The sequence below is a fragment of the bacterium (Candidatus Blackallbacteria) CG13_big_fil_rev_8_21_14_2_50_49_14 genome, assembly GCA_002783405.1.
In the GTDB taxonomy this organism is placed as follows: domain Bacteria; phylum Cyanobacteriota; class Sericytochromatia; order UBA7694; family UBA7694.
In genome coordinates, this window is the sequence record PFGG01000046.1 from 9,137 (window position 1) to 28,443 (window position 19,307).

General features: G+C 50.8%; 15 protein-coding genes and 1 pseudogene (1 of these 16 cut by a window edge). 6 read left to right on the top strand and 10 right to left on the bottom strand.

Annotation, left to right across the window (positions count from 1 at the left end):
* From COW20_11200 to COW20_11210, 3 genes and pseudogenes are all read left to right on the top strand, one after another.
* A pseudogene (locus COW20_11200) lies at positions 1 to 97 on the top strand (hypothetical protein); it begins 1,025 nt to the left of the window's first position.
* 951 nt (positions 98 to 1,048) lie between these two features.
* The gene (locus tag COW20_11205) at positions 1,049 to 3,505 is read left to right on the top strand and encodes a hypothetical protein (protein PIW47820.1); all 2,457 of its coding nucleotides are present in this window, start codon (positions 1,049 to 1,051) and stop codon (positions 3,503 to 3,505) included.
* A gap of 82 nt (positions 3,506 to 3,587) precedes the next feature.
* Positions 3,588 to 3,959, top strand: a complete 372-nt coding sequence (locus tag COW20_11210; protein ID PIW47821.1) for a hypothetical protein — start codon at positions 3,588 to 3,590, stop codon at positions 3,957 to 3,959.
* A gap of 7 nt (positions 3,960 to 3,966) precedes the next feature.
* Here the strand turns inward: COW20_11210 and COW20_11215 are convergent, their stop codons facing one another.
* On the bottom strand, positions 3,967 to 5,223 hold the full coding sequence (locus COW20_11215; protein PIW47822.1) for a hypothetical protein: 1,257 nt from the start codon (positions 5,221 to 5,223) through the stop codon (positions 3,967 to 3,969).
* A 37-nt stretch (positions 5,224 to 5,260) separates the two neighbouring features.
* On the bottom strand, positions 5,261 to 5,467 hold the full coding sequence (locus COW20_11220) for a hypothetical protein (protein PIW47823.1): 207 nt from the start codon (positions 5,465 to 5,467) through the stop codon (positions 5,261 to 5,263).
* A gap of 476 nt (positions 5,468 to 5,943) precedes the next feature.
* Between COW20_11220 and COW20_11225 the strand changes: the two genes are divergently transcribed.
* The 3 genes from COW20_11225 to COW20_11235 all read left to right on the top strand — a co-directional run bounded on the left by COW20_11225 (position 5,944) and on the right by COW20_11235 (position 9,662).
* Positions 5,944 to 7,536, top strand: coding sequence for a malate synthase A (locus COW20_11225; protein PIW47824.1), 1,593 nt, complete (start codon positions 5,944 to 5,946; stop codon positions 7,534 to 7,536).
* Between the two features lie 12 nt (positions 7,537 to 7,548).
* A complete protein-coding gene (locus COW20_11230) occupies positions 7,549 to 8,823 on the top strand; it encodes an isocitrate lyase (protein ID PIW47825.1) in 1,275 nt (424 codons plus the stop codon).
* Between the two features lie 131 nt (positions 8,824 to 8,954).
* Complete coding sequence (locus tag COW20_11235) at positions 8,955 to 9,662, top strand: hypothetical protein (protein ID PIW47826.1); 708 nt, start codon at positions 8,955 to 8,957, stop codon at positions 9,660 to 9,662.
* Positions 9,663 to 9,670: 8 nt separating this feature from the next.
* Here the strand turns inward: COW20_11235 and COW20_11240 are convergent, their stop codons facing one another.
* The 8 genes from COW20_11240 to COW20_11275 all read right to left on the bottom strand — a co-directional run bounded on the left by COW20_11240 (position 9,671) and on the right by COW20_11275 (position 19,307).
* The gene (locus COW20_11240) at positions 9,671 to 12,415 is read right to left on the bottom strand and encodes a hypothetical protein (protein ID PIW47827.1); all 2,745 of its coding nucleotides are present in this window, start codon (positions 12,413 to 12,415) and stop codon (positions 9,671 to 9,673) included.
* A 59-nt stretch (positions 12,416 to 12,474) separates the two neighbouring features.
* Entirely contained in the window at positions 12,475 to 13,668 is a 1,194-nt protein-coding gene (locus COW20_11245) for an NADH-quinone oxidoreductase subunit NuoH (GenBank protein PIW47828.1), read from the bottom strand.
* Positions 13,665 to 14,027, bottom strand: coding sequence for an NADH-quinone oxidoreductase subunit A (locus COW20_11250; protein ID PIW47829.1), 363 nt, complete (start codon positions 14,025 to 14,027; stop codon positions 13,665 to 13,667). The genes COW20_11245 and COW20_11250 overlap by 4 nt, the downstream gene beginning before the upstream one ends.
* Positions 14,028 to 15,008, bottom strand: coding sequence for a hypothetical protein (locus tag COW20_11255; protein ID PIW47830.1), 981 nt, complete (start codon positions 15,006 to 15,008; stop codon positions 14,028 to 14,030).
* Positions 15,005 to 17,500, bottom strand: coding sequence for an NADH-quinone oxidoreductase subunit NuoD (locus COW20_11260; protein PIW47831.1), 2,496 nt, complete (start codon positions 17,498 to 17,500; stop codon positions 15,005 to 15,007). The genes COW20_11255 and COW20_11260 overlap by 4 nt, the downstream gene beginning before the upstream one ends.
* 107 nt (positions 17,501 to 17,607) lie before the next feature.
* Positions 17,608 to 17,979 carry a hypothetical protein gene (locus COW20_11265; GenBank protein ID PIW47832.1) on the bottom strand — a complete coding sequence of 124 codons (372 nt, stop codon included), beginning with the start codon at positions 17,977 to 17,979 and terminating at the stop codon, positions 17,608 to 17,610.
* Positions 17,980 to 18,235: 256 nt separating this feature from the next.
* The gene (locus tag COW20_11270; GenBank protein PIW47833.1) at positions 18,236 to 18,826 is read right to left on the bottom strand and encodes a hypothetical protein; all 591 of its coding nucleotides are present in this window, start codon (positions 18,824 to 18,826) and stop codon (positions 18,236 to 18,238) included.
* 4 nt (positions 18,827 to 18,830) lie between these two features.
* Complete coding sequence (locus COW20_11275) at positions 18,831 to 19,307, bottom strand: hypothetical protein (protein ID PIW47834.1); 477 nt, start codon at positions 19,305 to 19,307, stop codon at positions 18,831 to 18,833.

Sequence of the window (19,307 nt, forward strand, 5' to 3'; positions counted from 1 at the left end):
GAGGGCAGGTTCTCTTACCGACCCAACCTCTGGAAAGCCGACCCGCCACAGTGCTGACACTCTTGGTAGAGGCTTCAGGCCTGATGAACAGTTTTAAAGGCTTCGGTACAGGCAATACGGCCCCCCCTTCGCTCTGGGAGCTGGCTCAAGCGACCGTCCAAACCTTGGCAACTGGGCTCAAAGATACAGATCAACTCAACCTGATTGTATATTCAGAAGGCACTCAAACCCTGCTCAGTGGCCAGGCCTTCAGCACCGCCCAACCGCTGCTTCAGGCTCTACAAACCCAGACCCCATCAGGGTCTGCACAACTTCTACCCGCCTTGAACACAGCCTATGCCCTGGCAGAAAGCCAGCATGACCCCAGCAAAAACAACCGCCTGCTCCTGCTCGGCACCGTTTCAAGCCTCAGCGCAGCAGGCCAATCCGCTGAAATTTTGAATCTGGTAGAGAGCAAAGCCCAAGCGGGATTGCCGCTCTCGGTGCTGGCCCTGGGGGAACTGGCCGATCGGGCCCTGTTGGAAAACCTGCAAAGGCAGGGGCAAGGAGTCTCACGCCAACTGGCAGGTCTCGCAGATCTTGAGGCTTTGGCCCAAGGGCTTCCGGGGTTGCTCAAACCAGCCAACCGCCAGCTTCGCTTTCGGCTGGAAGCCCCCACAGAACTCAGTCTGAAAGCCAGCTCCTCGGCACTGCAAGGAGCCGATCTGCGCTGGAGTGGCACCCTGCTGCCAGGCGAAAAGCAGATCTTCTGGCAACGCTTTGCACTGCCTGTGGGGCAAAGTCCCAGCGGTGTCTTTCGACTGCAAGCCGATTATTTAGATCCCGCCGGTCAGGCCCAAAGCATCTCTTTCGAGCAATCTTTTGCGAGCTTACAAGGTCAAAACCAAAGCCCTGTCCGCGACGCAGGGCTGGTCAATCTGCTTTTTCGCTTGCTTTCAGGGCGGGTCGATCAGGCCGGCGCTCAGGCAGAACTGACTCCCTATTATGGCGCTCAGAATACCACCCTGGGCAATGAATACCGCAGTCTGATTCAAACCTGGAGTGGCCAATGAAAAGAAAATCCCTCTCTCTGAGCTTATGCCTGCTGGCAACAGGTCTCAATGCCTGTTCAGTATCCAATACCAGTGCTGTGCAGGTGCCGCTCAATCTGCCTGTAACTCAGGCTTCTGCCTCCCCTGGCGCAACGGCAGAAATGGCAGAAACGCCCAAACTTGATCTGAGCACCCTGCCCCTGAGCCGCAAAATGCTCACCCTTCAGGATGAAGACTATGAACTCTTTTTTCTGATTGAACCCGGTTACCAGGAGGCCTTAGACGCCATTCAAACCGGTGATTTTGAAAAAGCCAAGGCGCGTTTGGATAAGCCCCCCAGCAGCCCGGTATCTGATCCCAAAAGCCGTTTTGATCGGGCCACCCTGCAGTTGGCACGGGCACAGGTCGCAGATGCCTTGACCCAATTTGCCAAGCTCGAACCTGAGGTCACAGGCAAATGGATGCTTCAAGCCAACCGGGCCATTGCCAATCTTCAGCTGGGCCTTTACGATCAGGCCCTGGCAGATCTCAACGAGGTCATTCGCCAGCGGGCCGGTGAGAAAGCCGCTTATTATCACCGGGGCATCTTGCAACTGCGCTTGGATAAAAGCGCAGAAGCCCTCGACAGCCTCAATCTGGCCCTGAAACAGGATCGCAATTACGTACCCGCACTGAGCCGCCGGGGAGGCTTGTATCTGCGCCAGAATCAAACCGACAAGGCCCTTGAAGATCTTAACCGGGCGCTTCAACTCGAACCGGCCTATGCTCCGGCATTCAATGGCCGGGGATTGGCCTATCTCAAACTCAATCAACTCGATCAGGCCCTTGCCGATTTTGACCAAGCCCTCAAATTGCGACCCGGTTATTCTGAAGCTCTGCTCAACCGCAGTCTGGTACATATCCGGCGCAATGAACTGGGGCAGGGAGCCCAAGATGCAAGCTCTTCACTTCAGGCTTTGAATGGCAATGCAGCGGAACAGGCCAAAACAGCCTTTGTCTATGAAAATCTCTCCTGGATTCATCTGCTACAGCAGGACTGGAACGCAGCAGCAGACCTGGCCTCCCAGGCTTTACAAAAAGAACCCCAGGCCGTGCCTGCTCAACTCAACAAGGCCCATGCCCTGCTCTACCGGGGTGATAAACGTGAAGCGATTACAGCCTATCTTCAGGTCTTGCCTCAAACCGTCGACGGCAAACCCGTCAAGGATATTATTCAACAGGACTGGCTCTTTTTTCTCAACAAGGGTTTTCCGGGCATCGTCTACAGTGATATTGCCCAGGAACTGGGCTTTAAAACCCTGCTGGCTCCGTTGATGAGTAAATCAGTTCCTGAGCTGAGCAGCTCAATTCCTGTTTTAACACTTCCCTCCAGTCCAATCCCCAAGGCCTCCCCCACTCCAATCCCGACTCCTAGTCCGGTTTTCAGCTATCCCCCCACACCGGTCAATCCTGTAGATATTGGGGTAACCGCTTTTAGCGCAGCCTATAATTCCCTAAGCGAATTGCCCGAAGTCAGGATGGTGACTCCCGCCCGCAATGGTTCAGGCGTCAATCCCAAAACCAGTTTCGTGCTGGCATTTTCTGAACCGATGGAACGCAAGAGTGTCGAAGACAGCTTTTCAATTTATACCTTTAATTCACGCAAACTGAGTGTCGATCAGGACAATCTGACCCGTCACAATACCCTTACAGGCAATGGCGCTGTAGCTACCAATTTTCTGACCGGCAATAGCACTCCCATCTGGGACAAGGAGGCCTTCAATATCTCCTGGAACAGCGATGATACGGAAGTCACCTTTACCTTTAAAGAGGCTTTTTCCCTGCCCACCGATAAAGATAGCAACCTGGTTCCCGACTACAACGTGGCTTTTCGATCTTTGAGTACTGGGGAGCGCAGTCTGCGCGACAAAGCAGGTTTTATCCGCTCAGTGAAACATTTCAAACTGACCGATGGCGATTTTGAGGAATCGTATAAATTTGCGATCAAGACCGATGAGGTCAAACCCACCCTCAGCCAGATCTTTGTACAATCGGCGGAAACAGGAGGCAAATACGGCGATGCGATTGTCGCACGTTTCAGCGAGCCGATGATTATGTATACCCGCAGCCTGATCATTGCAGGTGGCATGGCTGAAAACGAAGCCAAACAAAGCTGGAAACAAGCTCCGGCAGGTTATCCCGGCAATCGTGGCATCAGCACCCCTGAACGGGCCGCCGCCAATTACCAAGTGACCATTACACCCGCAGGCTATGTTTTTCCAATTTTTGACGGGGCCTGGAGTGAAATTGGCGGCGGGGTCTATTATGATCCCGGCGATGCCACAGGAAAAACCGTTCTGCTGATTCCGCCCGTGGGTTTGCCGCTCTTCCGACCTGGGGATCTGGTCAAAGTCAGGGTTGGCACAGAGGTCATGGATCCCGCCGGGAACACGGTAGATGCCAGTCGCAACAGCCTGACGGGTCTGGCGGGATAAATTTTCAAGTTTTTACAGCAACAGTGCCCAAATCCTCTATACTTTTGAAACAGGCATCAAAATATTTCTAAAGGATCAGCCCATGTCTGATGACCCTGACTTTTGGGAAGACTGGGGAAGCACTTCCAATCCCTATTTTCAACTCAATCGCGAAAAAAGCTGCATTGGGAAACGAATTTTTGTTTACCACACCCCACTCTCCATTCAAACATCTTTTTTCACAGACTATCTGCCATCAGGTGAACTGAGTTTCCCCTTGGGAGAGCACTGCCCCTTTTACCAATTTTCAAGTCCAGGTTTTTTTGTGATCACAGGACTTTTAAATGATACCGAAATTCGAGTGGTCCCCAGGCTCAAGGCTTCTCTCCGTGAGGTTTGCCAAGTGATTGAAACAAGCTTGGAAAATTATGGCAAACAAAAAGGAGAGCCACCTGAGCAGCCCTCCTCTGTTTAAAGTCTGCCTATTGGTTGCGCACGACCACAATTTCAGTATATTCATCGCCCATGGCCAGGCATTTCGTCTGTTTTCCGACAAAATAGGCCCCTTCCTGAAAAAGCTTAACGTAAAGCTCCTTATCCAGCACAGGATCCGTGGTAATATCGCCATAATAAATCAGGTTCATCAAACCTGCGCAGCCACCCGTGGCCAGATAGCTGATCGGATGATCGGCCTTGCCAAACCAACGCAGATAGCCCAAAGATTCGTAATCCTCATAAATCCGCATCACGAGTTTTTCTCCAGGCACAAGCTCTTCAACGCGCCAAATCCCCCAACCCAAGGCATTGGTCACAGCCACCATGCCATGCACCCAATCGGCTTTTTCCTGCAAATGAGGCTGAATCAACGCTTTCCATTCCGCTGATTTCATAATGCCGCCAAAGGTATTAAAAGCACAGATATGCCCTGACTCTACCAGCAATTCTGTCGCCAACTCAACGCTTCCCATTTGCTTTTGAAGCTCTTCTTCAAAACGAAATGAGGTCTTATTATAATAATCAGCATACATCCGGGTAAGATACAAACCAAAAGCAGGAATCAAGCCCTCTTCATCTCCCACCAGGGGCAAACCTGAAACGGCTTGAACAATCCCAGCTTCATCTACAGGGGTCTCTGTAAACTTACGCTCAGGAATTTCACAAAAAGCAGGCAGTTCAGCAGGCACCAGTTTTTCAAGCCAATCAAAAGCAGGAGACTCACCCGCTTTTACCACGTAACGACAGTAATCATCCCCTAAAGAAATGGACTGGCTCTGTGTCAGGGTGAAGCCCTTCTGAAATTCGGGGCCAAGCTCATCTTTGAGCGCCTCAACCACACCTGCAATAAAACCTTTATCAAAATACTCTGCGGCTTTTGTACGGTGCCCGACATTGAGCTTCATCGCCAGACCAAAATGAGACGAGGGAACCGTTACAGAATGGCCTGAGTCTGCAAATTTTGAAAAATCTAAAATGCCAAAGCCTGCAAATTGAAAGATTTCACTGGCCATTGCCAATTTATCGGCCAACTTCCAGTCAGGATTTTGCGCAAAACAAGCTTTGAGCTGCAAATAGACGGTTTCAGCTGCAGATTGTAAAAGAATTTTTTCGGAGTCAATATAATCAGGATCTTCAATCGTCTGTTGTAAATAGCGATTGTAATGATTACAGTGAAAGAGCATCGATTGGCCATAAACATTCACAAGGCCTTTAGCGGATTGAAAATCAACTTGAATAGACATTTTAATTTATGTTTCCTTTAGATTTTTTCTTAAGAACTTATCCCTGAATAACAAGCCCTAAAATATCCTGCGCCGCTTTCACTGCTTTGACATATTGTTCTTCTGTAACCTCTGTATCTGGGGCAATAGCCGCCCAAATCAAGCCTGTTTTAAGCATGAGACGGCTGTAGATCGTACGGGGAACTTCTCCTGGAGGAATATTTTGAGCAATTTGCTCTTTCAATTGATAAATCTTTGATGCCATAAATTAACGACAAGGGGACTGCCTGCTTTAGCTGGCAGAGGAGCATGGCTGTCCTCATACGTAAGGCCGCAAAGCAGCCAACGTCTGAGGCATAGTCGTACCGGCGTGAGCCGGTCGTAAAATAACCCCTTGCGCCTCCTTTCTTGTTAAAATATTAATGGTGCAAGGCTTCAACGCAGACCCTCATACGCAAAGCCAGAAACAACGGGCTCTCAAAATTTGTTACACAAAAGAGACATTTAATAATCTATTATTTTCGAATAAAAGCTTGTACTGACTTCATTTGCATTATACACCTGCGCGCAGACATTTAAATTAATTATTACAAAACAGATACAATATCACAAAAGCATCATTATTATATAAAGAAACAAAATGCTCACAAGCCTGTTCTGTAATTGCCCTGTAAGTTGGCTGTAAGTTTTCAGCGCTAAGCTATCTCTCGTTTGACGCAACGCATCATCCAGGAGAGAGTCATGAAAACCCAAGTTCTTCCCGCCGGCCTTGAACTGCTGGCCACCCCACCCGAAACCCACTGGCCCGTGCTCAGTTCGGAAGCCCTTGAATTTATTACCACCCTGCAAAGAGAATTCAATCCCCGCCGCCAAGCACTCCTGGCCCGCCGCCAGGAACGCCAGAAACAGCTCGACGCAGGTCTGAAACCTGATTTTTTACCAGAAACCCAAGGCATTCGCTCAGGCGATTGGAAAATCGCCCCCTTGCCCACTGCCCTGCAAAAACGCCATCTTGAAATCACAGGGCCTGTCGATGCCAAAATGGTGATCAACGCGCTCAACTCAGGTGCGGATATGTTCATGGCCGATTTTGAAGATGCCTCCAGCCCAACCTGGCCCCATATGCTCGAAGGCCAATCCAATCTGGCCGAAGCCATTCGCGGCACCCTGCGCTATCAAAGCGGCGAAAAAAGCTACCAACTGAATCCCCAAACCGCAGTCTTGCTGGTGCGCCCCCGCGGCTGGCATCTGCCCGAAAAACACCTGCTGGTCAATGGCGAGCCGATTTCAGCTTCGCTCTTTGATTTCGGCCTTTACTTTTTTCACAATGCCAAAGAACTGATAGCACGCGGCTTGGGCCCCTGGTTCTATTTGCCCAAACTTGAAAGCCATCAGGAAGCCGCCCTTTGGAACGATGTCTTTGTCAGGGCCCAGGAGCTGCTCGGCATTCCCCAAGGCACAATCAAAGCCACGGTTTTGATCGAAACCATTTTGGCAGCCTTTGAAATGGATGAGATTCTCTATGTGCTGCGAGAGCATATCGCCGGTCTGAATGCCGGACGCTGGGATTATATCTTCAGCCTGATCAAAAAATTCCGCAACCACCCAGATGCCGTCCTGCCCGACCGCGCCCAAATCACCATGCAGGTGCCCTTTATGCAGGCCTATTGCAATCTGCTCGTACACACCTGCCACAAGCGTGGAGCCCATGCCATGGGCGGGATGGCGGCGTTTATCCCCAGCCGCCGCGATCCCGAAATCACCGAAAAAGCCCTGGCCCAAGTGCGGGCAGATAAAGAACGTGAAATTCGCCAGGGATTTGACGGCACCTGGGTCGCTCACCCCGATCTGGTGCCTGTGGCCCGCGAAGCCTTTGCGGCCTTGGCAGGAGAACCCCATCAGAAATCCGTCCTGCGTTCTGAAATCGAAGTAAAGGCCCAAGATTTGCTCAATTTCAAGATTCCAGAAGGGCAGATCAGTGAGGCGGGCTTTCGCTTGAATATCAACGTGGCGCTGCAATACCTGGCTGCCTGGCTTCAAGGACAAGGGGCCGTGGCCATTCACCATCTGATGGAGGATGCTGCCACCGCAGAAATTTCACGCGCACAACTTTGGCAATGGCTCCATCGGCCTGAAATTCGCTTCAGCACAGGGGAACCCATTCATTTTATCCACTACGAAACCTGTCTGGCAGAAGAGCTTGAAAAAATCCAGGCGCAGACTGCCCCCCAAAACCATGCGGCCTTGAAGGCGGCAGCCCAAGTTTTAAACAGCTTGGTACAAGCTGAAATTTTTCCTGAATTTTTAACCTTGAGTGCTTATCAACTACTTTAGAAGGAAACGCTTATGAAATCTGAATCTGTAAACACCCTTGAACAAGCTTGGCAAAGCGAGCGCTGGCAGGGCATTCAACGCCCCTACAGTGCTGAGCAAGTCATCCGTCTGCGGGGCAGTGTCAGCCCCGAACACACCCTGGCCCGCAGGGGGGCCGAAAAACTCTGGCAAAGACTGCAAAATCAGTCTTTTGTCAGAGCCCTGGGTGCACTCACCGGCAACCAGGCTGTGGAATATATCCAGGCCGGCCTGCAGGCGATCTACCTGAGTGGCTGGCAGGTCGCAGGGGATGCCAATAGCGCAGGACAAACCTATCCCGACCAGAGCCTCTACCCGGTCGACAGTGTTCCCACCGTCGTGCGTCGCATCAACAATGCCCTGCAAAGAGCCGACCAGATTGAAAGCCTGCAGGGAGAAGTCAGTCGCGACTGGTTCGCCCCGATCGTCGCCGATGCCGAAGCGGGTTTTGGCGGCGTGCTCAACGCCTATGAACTGATGAAAGCCATGATCGAAGCGGGGGCTGCGGGGATTCATTTTGAAGACCAACTGGCCTCAGAAAAGAAATGTGGACATATGGGCGGCAAGGTTTTGGTGCCTACCGCTGAGTTTATCCGCAAACTGGTAGCTGCCCGACTGGCAGCCGATGTACTCGATGTGCCCACCCTGCTGGTGGCCCGTACCGATGCCCAAGCAGCCCAATTGCTGACCAGCGATATTGATGAACGCGACCGCCCCTTTTTAAGCGGTGAACGCACTTCTGAAGGCTTCTTCCGTCTCAAAGGGGGGCTGGACTGCGCGATTGCCAGAGGCTTGGAATATGCCCCTTACGCAGATCTGGTCTGGTGCGAAACCTCAACCCCGGATCTGGGAGAGGCCCGTGAGTTTGCCCAAGCCCTGCATGCCAAATTCCCTGGCAAAATGCTGGCGTATAATTGTTCTCCCTCTTTCAATTGGCAACGGCATCTCTCTGCCGCTGAAATTGCAAAATTTCAGGAAACCCTCGGTGAACTGGGGTATCGCTTCCAGTTTGTTACCCTGGCGGGCTTTCATGCCCTCAATACCGCATCTTTTGAGCTGGCTGAAGCCTATAGCCGCGAAGGCATGGCAGCCTATTCCCGTCTGCAGGAGCGTGAATTCGCGCTCGAAAAACAGCATGGGTTCAGTGCCGTCAAGCATCAGCGTTTTGTCGGTGCCGGTTATTTCGACGAGATCCAGCAGGTCATTACGGGGGGGCTCAGCTCCACCACGGCCTTGGCGGGGTCTACCGAAGAAGCTCAATTCCATTAGTCTCCAGACGCTTCTGCGTCAGATCCCTTGAAATCCCGGGGAGAGGTAAAACTCTCCCTTTTTTTTGTTTGAAAAACCAGGAAACGGCCTTCGGCACCGCCTGGTTTTGCTACCATAGAGAGATACTTTCAATGGAGGGGAGCAAGGGCATGGAACTCAAGCAGTTTATTGCACAGATCCGCTTTCAGACGATCCAACCTGATACCCCCTCAGCGCAACGCTCCCAACGAGAGGAAATCGAAAATACCCTGCTACCGGCAGGCTGTTCCCATTTTGCAGAACGCATCGCCCCACTTGAAGCCCTGCCCCGCATGTCGAGTTTTGCTTTGACTGCCATTCTGGGGTTTGCCCTGCAAAAGCTACCTGCGGGGCAAATCTATTTGAATATTGGCGTCTGGCATGGCTACAGTCTGCTGGCGGCGATACTGCTCTCGCCCCAATCACGCTGCGTCGGTGTGGATAATTTTTCTGAATTTGGCGGCCCCCGCCAGGAATTTCTGCAACGCTTCCGGCAACTCCAAGGCCGGGGACACAGCTTTTATGACCTGGACTATCGTGACTATTTTAAACGCTACCAACGCACGCCGATCGGGCTCTATTTTTATGATGGTTTTCATGCTTACGCAGATCAGCGGGAGGCGCTGGAATTGGCCCACCCTTGGCTGGCCCCCGGTGCCATCATCTTGATTGATGATACCAATACCGTCGATCCACGCCAGGCCAGTTTAGATTTTCTGGAAGCATACCCGGAATATACCCTGCTTGCAGATCTGCGTACCTGCGGCCACCAACATCCCACCTTTTGGAATGGCCTGATGGTCTTGCGCAAAGACGCATAACCAGAGGCTTAGATCTGAGTTTCGTCTTCAGGTTCGTTTGGCATTTCAGATTCTATCGGATTCAAATCCTCAACAGGTGCCGCTTTCAACCAGGGCCTCAGCTCCTCCAACAAAGCTTCAGCCTGGCGGGGATTCAGTTGCGAAGCCAAAACCAGACTCTGCTCATCCCCGGCTTGAGGTCGCCAGTTCAGGATCAGAGTCTGCAAATCCAGCCAACCGGGCTCCAGCACCAACTCACCCAACTCATGGCGGGGATAATTGAAAACCCGCCGCCCTTTACGCAGGGTCAGGCTTTCGCGGTTCAAGGCAAATTCACGCCGCCAGCGCAAGGGCCAAAGCAGCCAGACAAGCAGACTCAAACCCAGCCAGCCCCCCGCAAAAATCAGCAAGGGCTGGAGTTTGCGCTGTTCTACACGTGGGGCCTGGGGGGCAAAGCCCTGTAAAAAGAGACGGATATTCCCTGCCAGGATATGGGCTGCAGGTTCTTCTTTTTCAGATTTAATCCAAATCTGGGTTTGCGTGGTCTGCAATACGATATCAAAAAGCTGCTGGGGCTCTTTACCCTCAGGAGATTTAAGCTGGCGGGGAATCACCAAAACGTCGCGAATCGCATCAGCCGGAATCACATTGCTGCGCGAGCGCAAAAGCCCCTGTTCTTGAAAAACACAGGATTTCTGCGGTTGATCCTGACAAAAGAAACTGAGTTGAAAGGTTTGGGTCTGTTCGTAGCCCACAAAGGCCAGAAGCAAAAGCAACAGACTGAACCCCAGCAAAGCCAGGCGGGCCAACCATCCCCCACGTTGCCAAACCCGAATCCGGGCAGGCTCTTCGTGAGCCACACGGGTTTTACGCCAACTCCAGCCCGAACCGGGCAAAAGATAGATCTCTGCCGCTTCAATTTCAAGCAGGGCCTGGGCAGCCTGTGCCGAAAGCTCACGGGGCTGAACGGCTTCGGGCGCAGGCCCCGGCAAAGACTCAGACAGCCCGATCACCTCCACTTGCAATTCCTGGGCTATCACAGGGGCATCCAAAAGCACCCCCTCTGTCGCAGAGCTTTCGCTTTGAGGGGCCGGTTCCTGCAACTCGGGGGCAGCCAAGGGGCCGGTGTCCTGATGAACTAAAGGCCCTGTCTGGGCCACAGCTTTTAAGTGCGGCTTGGCTTTGAGAAAGGGAATCGCCAGCGGATAATGGTAAAGCTGACTTTTGCGCACCCGCAGGGCGGCAGACAGACTCGCCACCAGGGCAAACAAGCTGGTCAGACCCGCAAAGCCCAAGGCCAGAAAGAAAAAATGCTCAGAGGTCAGGCTAAAGGGCAAAGCAGGCAGGGGAAACTCTGTCTGAATCAGAAAAACCCAGGCCAGTCCCAAACTAAAGGCCAATTCCAGCAGCAGATACAGCACAAATGAGAAGTGAAAATTCAGAACTTCACGGGCATTGAGCTCTAAAAAGGCCGAACGGCGGCGTTGGCGCAGCCAAAAAAGCGCGGGAAAAAGTAAAAATCCTGGCAGCGCCAGAAGATGAAGAAGCAGCGCTTTTCTGCGTTCCTGGGGCGAGGTTTCAACCACCTGAGGCCGATCATCGGGATCCTTGCTGACGGGGCGGCCCCGCACAGCTTCGCGAAAAGGCCGAACCACCACCAAAAGCGGCCAAAAAAGGATCGTAAAAACCTTGACCCCCTGCATCTGCAAAAGCAACAAAACCCCCGCCAGACCAAAGGCCAGATTTTGCACCCAGGCAGCCAGCACAGGGTGGACCGTACCCGCTGAGCCCAGATTGGTAAAGGTCGAATAGGCCAAATACCAGATAAAGACCAGCGCAATACTGATCGCCACGCCAAAATAATTGCCCATTTTCGAAAAACGAATGCCGATCGGAGCCGCCAAAAGAATCGTAAAAAAGGTCGCCAGGGGCAATGAGAATTTGGTGTGGTAATCCATTTCATCGCGGCGGGTGTCTTCACCGCGTTTGCGCTTTTCATCGATCAGTTTGGCAGCCTCACCCGAGGCCAATTGACGCACATCGAGCTGGTTATTGAAAATCATCTCAGGCTTGAGGTTCATTTCAATCTCCATGCGCTCAAAACGAATCTCATGGTCGATAAAGCCCTGGGCATCCAGCTTGCGCAAGACTCCCTTGTTCAAGATCCATTTGGTATCTTTACGCGTGCCCGTTTCAGCGGTAATGATCTGGGGATAACCGCCCTTGCTGCGATCCATGACATAAATGCCCTTGAGCAGATTTTTTTTGCGGTCAATCGACTGCACATAAAAATTGCGGTTGTCTGCGCTGATAAACTGCCGTTCTTTAACCGCCTGCAAAGTATCCCGCTTCATCATATCTTTGAGAATTTCAACGGTCTGCTGGTTCGACCAGGGCACCACCCGCTCCTGCAAAAACCAGCCCAAGCCACTGATAAAAATCGCCATCAGAATAATCGGGGCAATCGCACGGGTCAAACTGACCCCCACCGCCCGCAGGGCGATAATTTCAGAATCACGCCCCAAGCGCCCCAAAGCCAGCAGGGTGGCAAACATATACGCCACCGGCAGGGTCACCACCACAATCGCAGGCAGATTAAACAAGAGCATGCGCCCGACTGTAGCCGGGCCAATATTGCTTTTGAGAATCAGCTCCATAAAGATATAGAGGGTATTCGAGATCATGATGATCATAAAGGCCACCACCCCCGCCAAAAATGGCTTGAGCAGTTCACCCAGAATATAACGATCAATCAGACGAAAGAAAGGCAGCATATTTCACCAAATACAAACACGGCAGGGGAAACCTGCCGTGTTCAGGAAAGGGGTTCTTTTCAAGGGGCCGGAACAGCCGCGGGCTTTACGGGCCGTTCATAGGCCGAGTAAAGCCGCTTGACGCGGTGATAGGTCAGCACCTGGTGGGCGCCAAAGATCACAGCCGCTCCGACCAGCCAGCCCACGCCCCAGCGTACAGGCCCTGCAGGCAGATAATACCAAAGCGCAGCCAGCAGAATATTCAACAAAGACATCGGCACCAGGTATTTCCAACAGAAATTCAGCATCAAATCGACACGGAAACGTGGCAGGGTTCCCCGGAACCAGAAAATCACAAAGATAAAGACATAGGTTTTGAGAATAAACCAGGCCCAACTGGGTAAAATCGCAGGGCCCAGCCAACCCCCAAAGAAAAAGGTCGTGCTGAAAGCTGCAATCGCAAAAGCGCCCAAAAATTCGGCCATATAAAACAGACCAAATTTCATGCCGCTGTATTCAGTATGAAAACCGGCAATCAACTCAGACTCGGCTTCGGGCATATCAAAGGGCGAACGGTTGACTTCGGCCACACCGCTGATAAAAAAGATCAAGAAGCCCACAAATCCCCAGGGAGTCAAGACAAACCAACCGGGCTCCTGGGCTTTGACAATCGCCAGGGTCGACATCGAGCCTGACATCATCAACACCACCACCATCGAAAAACCCATCGGAATTTCGTAAGAAATGACCTGGGCGGCAGCACGCAGAGAGCTGATCAGGGAGTAAGTATTGTGAGAACTCCAACCGGCCATCAAAATCGCGACGGTTTCGATCGAAGAAATACTCATAATAAAAATCGTGGCGACATTCAGGTCCACCAGCAAAAGGTCTTTGCCAAAGGGCAAAACCGAGAAGATCATCACGGCGGGCATGACCACCAGCATGGGCGCAAGACTGTGCAAAAGCGGGTCTGCGGCCTTGGGAATAATGTCTTCTTTCATAAACATCTTAATGCCATCGGCAAAAGGCTGAAGTGAGCCAAAGGGGCCGACCCGATTCGGGCCATAGCGTTTTTGCATGCGAGCGACCACCTTGCGCTCCATCCAGGTCAGAAAGAGCATGGTCACAGGCCCAAAGATCAAAATTGCAGTGATGCCAATCATGATACCTATCTGCATTGAGAATTGCTTATACAAAGGCGCAGGCAAAAGCATTTCAGTCAGCTTCATGATCAGGGTATAAATTTGAGTAAAAATACTTTCCAGGGGATTCATTGCCAGTCAAGACCTCCTTTGCGCCAGGCATAGGCCAGTCCCATCAGCAGAACAAACAGGAAAACGGCCATCTCCACCAGGGCCATGGGGCCCAATTGTTTAAAGTTCACCGCCCAAGGATACACATAGAGAATTTCGATTGAGAAAATCAGAAAGGCCAGGGCAAAGAGATAGTATTGAATATTGTATTGAACATGCGGGTCTGATTTGGGATGCAAACCGCATTCATAACTGGCTTCTTTGCTGGTATTGCCTTTGCGGGGCCGAAAAAAGAAGGCCCCGGCAATCGGCAGGGTTGAGAAAATAATCGTCACCAGTGAAAATATCCCCAGAATACTCCAGGCTGTAAGTTGTGACATTTAGGGAGCCTCCTGTTCAGCCGCTTTTTCAGCTTCTTTTTTGGCTTTCAGCTCAGCGGCCTTTTTCAGTGCAGCTTCTTTTAAAGCTGCCTTTTCTTCATCGCTTAAAACTTTTTTAGCCGGTTTTTCAGCGGCAGCTGCTGGCTCGCCCCCATTGCCGGAAGGCGCCTCACCGGCTGCAGCCGCTTTTTCAGCTTCCTTTTTGGCCTTCAGCTCAGCGGCCTTTTTCAGTGCGGCTTCTTTTAAAGCTGCCTTTTCTTCATCGCTCAAAACTTTTTTAGCGGGCTTTTCAGCAGCGGCCTCAGCACTTCCTTCTGCAGGGGCATTGGCAGCTGCTTCTTTAGCCGCTGCGGCTTTGGCAGCAGCAGCCGCTTTTTTAGCCTCTTCTTTGGCTTTTTTGGCCTCTTCTTCCTTGCGGCGAATCTCATCTTCTTCAGCGCTGATACGGGGGCGAACAGAAGCATAATATTCAGCAGGAACCAAAAGTTTTTCCAGGTCATAGACATAGTTTTCACGCCGGTTTTCAGTTACGGTCAGCTCAAACTGATGATCCATCTTGATCGAATCAAAGGGGCAAAACTCAGAACAGAGGCCACAGTTCATACAAATCGAGGTGTCGATATAAAACTCTTCGGGCTTGGTAATTGGCTTGCCTTTTTCATCCATCTGCTGGGTGATCCAGATACACTGAGGAGGGCAGACCTTGGCACAGATGCCACAGGCTGTACAGCGCACATCACGCCCATCTTCCTTTTGATCATAGATCAACATCGGAATCACGCGGAAACGCTCATAGGTTTCACCTAAAGGCATGGGGGCTTCAGGGTACTGAACGGTGACAACCCCCTCAGAAAAGCTACGCAGCCCGTTTTCTGGCTGGCCTTTGCCCGAAAGGCGTTTAAAATCCTCAATATAGGTTTCTACAAAGGTCTTGAGGGTATAGAGCAGACCTTTCAGAACCGAAGTTCCATATACTTTCATCGGTCAACTTCTCCCAGAACAATATCCAAACTTCCCAATATCACCACCACGTCGGCGACCATATGGCCCCGGCTCATTTTCTCAAGAGCCGTCAGGTTAATAAAGCTGCCTGAACGAATATGGTAGCGGTAGGGATTGGTTTTTCCATCACTCACCACGTAATAGCCCAACTGCCCTTTGGGGCTTTCTACAGCGGCATAGGCATGCCCGGCAGGTACGCGCATATTCCACTGTTTTTTAGAAATAATCTCGCCTTCGGGCAGGTCTTTAATCGCCTGGCGCAGAATCTTAAGCGATTCATGCAGTTCACCCAAGCGGACTAAGTAACGGGAATAGACATCGCCCTTGGGCTGGGTAATCACATTAAAATCAAAGCGGTCATAGATCGAGTAGGGTTGGTTGCGGCGCAGGTCAAAGGGCACTCCGCTGCCTCTCAATACAGGGCCAGAGCAGCTGTAAGCAATCGCATCTTCGGCAGAAAGCACACCCAAGCCCTGGGTGCGTTCCATTACGATTTCGTTGGTGGTTAAAAACTTATCCAACTCATCAATCATGCGCGGCAGGCGCTCATTGATCAGGTGGTTGAAGGGCTGATAAAACTCTTCGGGCAGGTCATGCGATACCCCCCCAAAGCGCATATAGTTGCACATGATGCGTGAACCACTGGTCATTTCAAACAAATCGAGAATCAGTTCCCGCTCCTGCGCAGCATAGAGCATGGGGGTAAAAAAGGCCCCCAAGTCATTGAGCAGAAAGCCTTGCGCCCAGAGATGGCTGGCGATACGGGTCAGCTCGGACATAATCACCCGCAGATACTCAGCCCGCTCAGGCACTTCCATGCCCGTCAGCTTTTCAACCGCCAGCACATAGCCGTGGTTATTGACCATCGAGGTGATATAGTCGAGGCGATCGGTATAGGGAATATTCATAACCCAGGCATTGCGTTCACCGATCTTCTCATGGTTGCGGTGCAGATAGCCCATCATCGGATAAAGACGTACAATTTTTTCACCATCCAGGGCCAGTTTCATACGAAACACCCCGTGGGTGCTGGGGTGCTGAGGCCCCATATTGACTTCAACCAAATCGGTGCGCAAATCGCTGTCTGGGCTGATCGCAGATAAAACGGGATCGTCATCCTGCCAGGGAAAGGTCTCAGGGTCCCAATGTTCTGGGTAGCGCACATTGCGGCCCCAGATATTGCGGTTTTCAGCAAAATCGTGATGGCCTTCGCGCCAGCGGGAGCTGAAAATCTTGACAGGTTCTTCGTAATAAGGTTCTAAAAAGTCTTTGCGCAGGGGCCAGCCTTCATAGCCCTCCCACATCAGAATCCGACGCAGGTGGGGGTGACCTTCAAAGCGAATGCCCATCATGTCATAGACTTCACGCTCCTGAAAGTCTGCACCCGGCCAGAAGGGGGTCAGAGAAGGAACACTCGGTTTTTCTTTGTCAGTGCGCACCGCCAAGACCACAGGGGGCTTTTCGGCAGAGGTCTGGTCAGGGGAGGTAAAGTGGTAAACCACTTCAAAACAATCCTGACAGTCTACCGACGTCAGATTGGCGAGATAGGTATAGCCCTGATCGCGCAGAGAAAAGACGACATTTTGCAAGCGTTGGGCAGGCACCAGCAGACTGCTGACCGTGGTCACCCTGACTTCAGGAAACTGCTCAAGAAGCTTCTGCATGATCGGGGTCACGGTCGGGGGTTCAACCGCCTTTTTCTTGCGGGCTGCGAGTTTTTTCTTTTTATCATCGGCTTCGTCTGCTGCGGGTTCAGGCTCGGGAGGTTCGGGCTCATAAACCGGAAAGGCAGCCATATACTCGGGTAAAACAGCCGGAGCAGGCTGAATTTTACCTTCAGCCAACGCTTCTTTAATCGCCGGTAACTGGCGAATATCAACCAGATCGGGGCCCAGTCTGGGAATGGCACGTTCATCTGACTCGTCTTTGCGATACCAGCGTACGTCGCGGTAATGCTGCTTGTCTATTTTTTTCTGAAGCTCAATCAAACCGGCAAACAGGGCCTGGGGGGTAGGAGGACAGCCGGTGATATAGACATCGACAGGAATAAACTCATCGATCCCCGAAACCACGTTATAACCTTCTTTGAACGGGCCGCCACTGGTGGCACAGGCCCCCATCGAAATCACGTATTTGGGTTCGGGCATTTGGTTATAGAGACGCACAATCATGGGAATCATGCGCTTGGTCACGGTTCCAGACACGATCATCAAATCGGCCTGGCGGGGAGAGGCCCGAAAGAGTTCAGAGCCAAAACGGGAGATATCGAAACGGGCGCTGGCTGCACAGATCATTTCAATGGCGCAGCAGGCAAGGCCAAATTGCATGGGCCAGATCGAGGAGCGACGCCCCCAATTGCTTAAAAAATCAACGACTTTGTCAACAGAGGTTATGGAAACGTGTTTGCGGACTTCTGCCTCAAGAGCGGCAGTTTCGTCCTGGGGACCTTGAATAACGCGTAGTTCACTCATGCTTGATTACCGGTAAAAGTGGGCTGAATTGTTTCTGCAGATTGCTGTTCAGTGTAACATAATCCCGCTTGGGGGTATGAGAGGATAGCGATGAGGTTTCTTAAGCTTCAGTGCAGCAATTGGCGAACCAGAATAAAATAAGCCGCATGTTGTTCCTTTTGGGTGCCGGCAGAATAGGTCATATGCACGGAAGAAATCTTCCAGCCCTGTTCGAGCAGATAGGGCAAAGCTCCGCCTTTTAAAGCCGGGTTGCTCTCCGTCAGGGGGTCGCCTTCCATTAAAAAAGATTTGCCATCGGCCTGGGTCAAGACGACTTTTTGCGGGGCCTGGTCACCGGGTTTACTCAGGGCCTGGCTTTGCACGAATAAAAAAGCTGAAATCCCCAAGCTCACAACAGAAAGGCTGGCCAGAATCCAGGTAGATAATTTTTTCACAGGATGCTCCTCTACCAAATAGTTCAAGTTTTTTTCATGCCACATCATAGCGACATTCCGCTTTGCTCTCACCATACTCTCTGCAAAAGCTTAAAGCAATAGCATTAAGCAGGGATTGAAGCAAACTGAGCAGCGGGCTTGAAACAACAAGAGATTTTCAGCTCATTTGGATTTGCGCAATTAAAAAGGCCTTTGACCAAGTAAGAAGAGGAGATAACTTTATTCATCTTTATTCATCATAATTCAAAACACCACACACCAATAATGGCCGCTTGGCAAGCTGGCAGAGCAGCTATCTAATCTACCATTCAATCAAACGCTCCAGCATCTCGCTGATAGAAGCCGCGACATAACTGGGATTGTATTTCTCTTTTACATCTGGATCCCAATGAAACAATTGACCAAAATTTTTTGCTGTCATGCCAATCAAAAGATCACCAGTACCTTGTGATACCCCTATTTTTAAATACTCATAAGCTTTTTCTGGGTTCCAGTCTTCATACCAAGGATTATTTTCCTGTTCTTCTTGGCTCCACTGCTCAAAGGGCAAGGCATCTAAGGACAACATGTCATAGTCTACAACACTTGGTTTTCCAGGATAAGAGCCAGAAAATTTGCCGGGATAAAACTCATCATTTATTTTATATAAATAATCAATGGTTATGCCCCCATCTTTATTTAAGCCTTGTGGATCTGTTTCGCCTCTAAGTGCTATTTGGGGTAGTAATTTATACTTCAAAAAAGCTCCATTATAAAGCTGGTAAAACTGTTTGAGTTCAGTAGGAAAAACAATACTATAGTCTGACTCAAAAGTCTCGATCTCTTCTATAGAAACAGGCTTCCAAGAATCCTTTTTAAATTTGAATCTGTATTTCTCAAGTGGGTTTTCCATTGGATTATTCCCATTCTGGCTTTAGCTTCCAAAACAGGTCATAGTCATCGCGGGTAATATAGCCATTTTCAAACAAATATTGAGATGTTTGAGCCCCCCGAGACTTTAAGTACTGGATTATTTCTGTATGGCCGGCTTGAAGAGCATAATCTAAAACAGACAGGTTGCCTGTTTTTTCATTTGTGGATATTTGATTGACAGGTGCCCCCAAACCCACCAAACTCATAATCTGTTTCAATGCTGTCTTATTTTGCACATGAGTAGGGTGAACTTGAATAGAAGCCAAATCGGCCATATAGTTCAACAACCAATACTGATGATCCCATTTCTGATTTAAAATGCGCCGAATAACCATGTTTAAGTATTTTTCCCACTCCACACTCCCATGATCAGAATGGAGTGGAAAAGCCAAATTTTTACTCATCTGATGAAGAAGGGGAATCACTCCGCCTTCTAATTCATCAGAACTTAAAACTGGCAA

Excerpts from the sequence above, each read along its gene's own strand:
- COW20_11205 (PIW47820.1), top strand. The coding sequence starts at position 1,049 with ATGAAAAGAAAATCCCTCTCTCTGAGCTTATGCCTGCTGGCAACAGGT.
- COW20_11210 (PIW47821.1), top strand. The coding sequence starts at position 3,588 with ATGTCTGATGACCCTGACTTTTGGGAAGACTGGGGAAGCACTTCCAAT.
- COW20_11215 (PIW47822.1), bottom strand. The coding sequence starts at position 5,223 with ATGTCTATTCAAGTTGATTTTCAATCCGCTAAAGGCCTTGTGAATGTT.
- COW20_11220 (PIW47823.1), bottom strand. The coding sequence starts at position 5,467 with ATGGCATCAAAGATTTATCAATTGAAAGAGCAAATTGCTCAAAATATT.
- COW20_11225 (PIW47824.1), top strand. The coding sequence starts at position 5,944 with ATGAAAACCCAAGTTCTTCCCGCCGGCCTTGAACTGCTGGCCACCCCA.
- COW20_11230 (PIW47825.1), top strand. The coding sequence starts at position 7,549 with ATGAAATCTGAATCTGTAAACACCCTTGAACAAGCTTGGCAAAGCGAG.
- COW20_11235 (PIW47826.1), top strand. The coding sequence starts at position 8,955 with ATGGAGGGGAGCAAGGGCATGGAACTCAAGCAGTTTATTGCACAGATC.
- COW20_11240 (PIW47827.1), bottom strand. The coding sequence starts at position 12,415 with ATGCTGCCTTTCTTTCGTCTGATTGATCGTTATATTCTGGGTGAACTG.
- COW20_11245 (PIW47828.1), bottom strand. The coding sequence starts at position 13,668 with ATGAATCCCCTGGAAAGTATTTTTACTCAAATTTATACCCTGATCATG.
- COW20_11250 (PIW47829.1), bottom strand. The coding sequence starts at position 14,027 with ATGTCACAACTTACAGCCTGGAGTATTCTGGGGATATTTTCACTGGTG.
- COW20_11255 (PIW47830.1), bottom strand. The coding sequence starts at position 15,008 with ATGAAAGTATATGGAACTTCGGTTCTGAAAGGTCTGCTCTATACCCTC.
- COW20_11260 (PIW47831.1), bottom strand. The coding sequence starts at position 17,500 with ATGAGTGAACTACGCGTTATTCAAGGTCCCCAGGACGAAACTGCCGCT.
- COW20_11265 (PIW47832.1), bottom strand. The coding sequence starts at position 17,979 with ATGTGGCATGAAAAAAACTTGAACTATTTGGTAGAGGAGCATCCTGTG.
- COW20_11270 (PIW47833.1), bottom strand. The coding sequence starts at position 18,826 with ATGGAAAACCCACTTGAGAAATACAGATTCAAATTTAAAAAGGATTCT.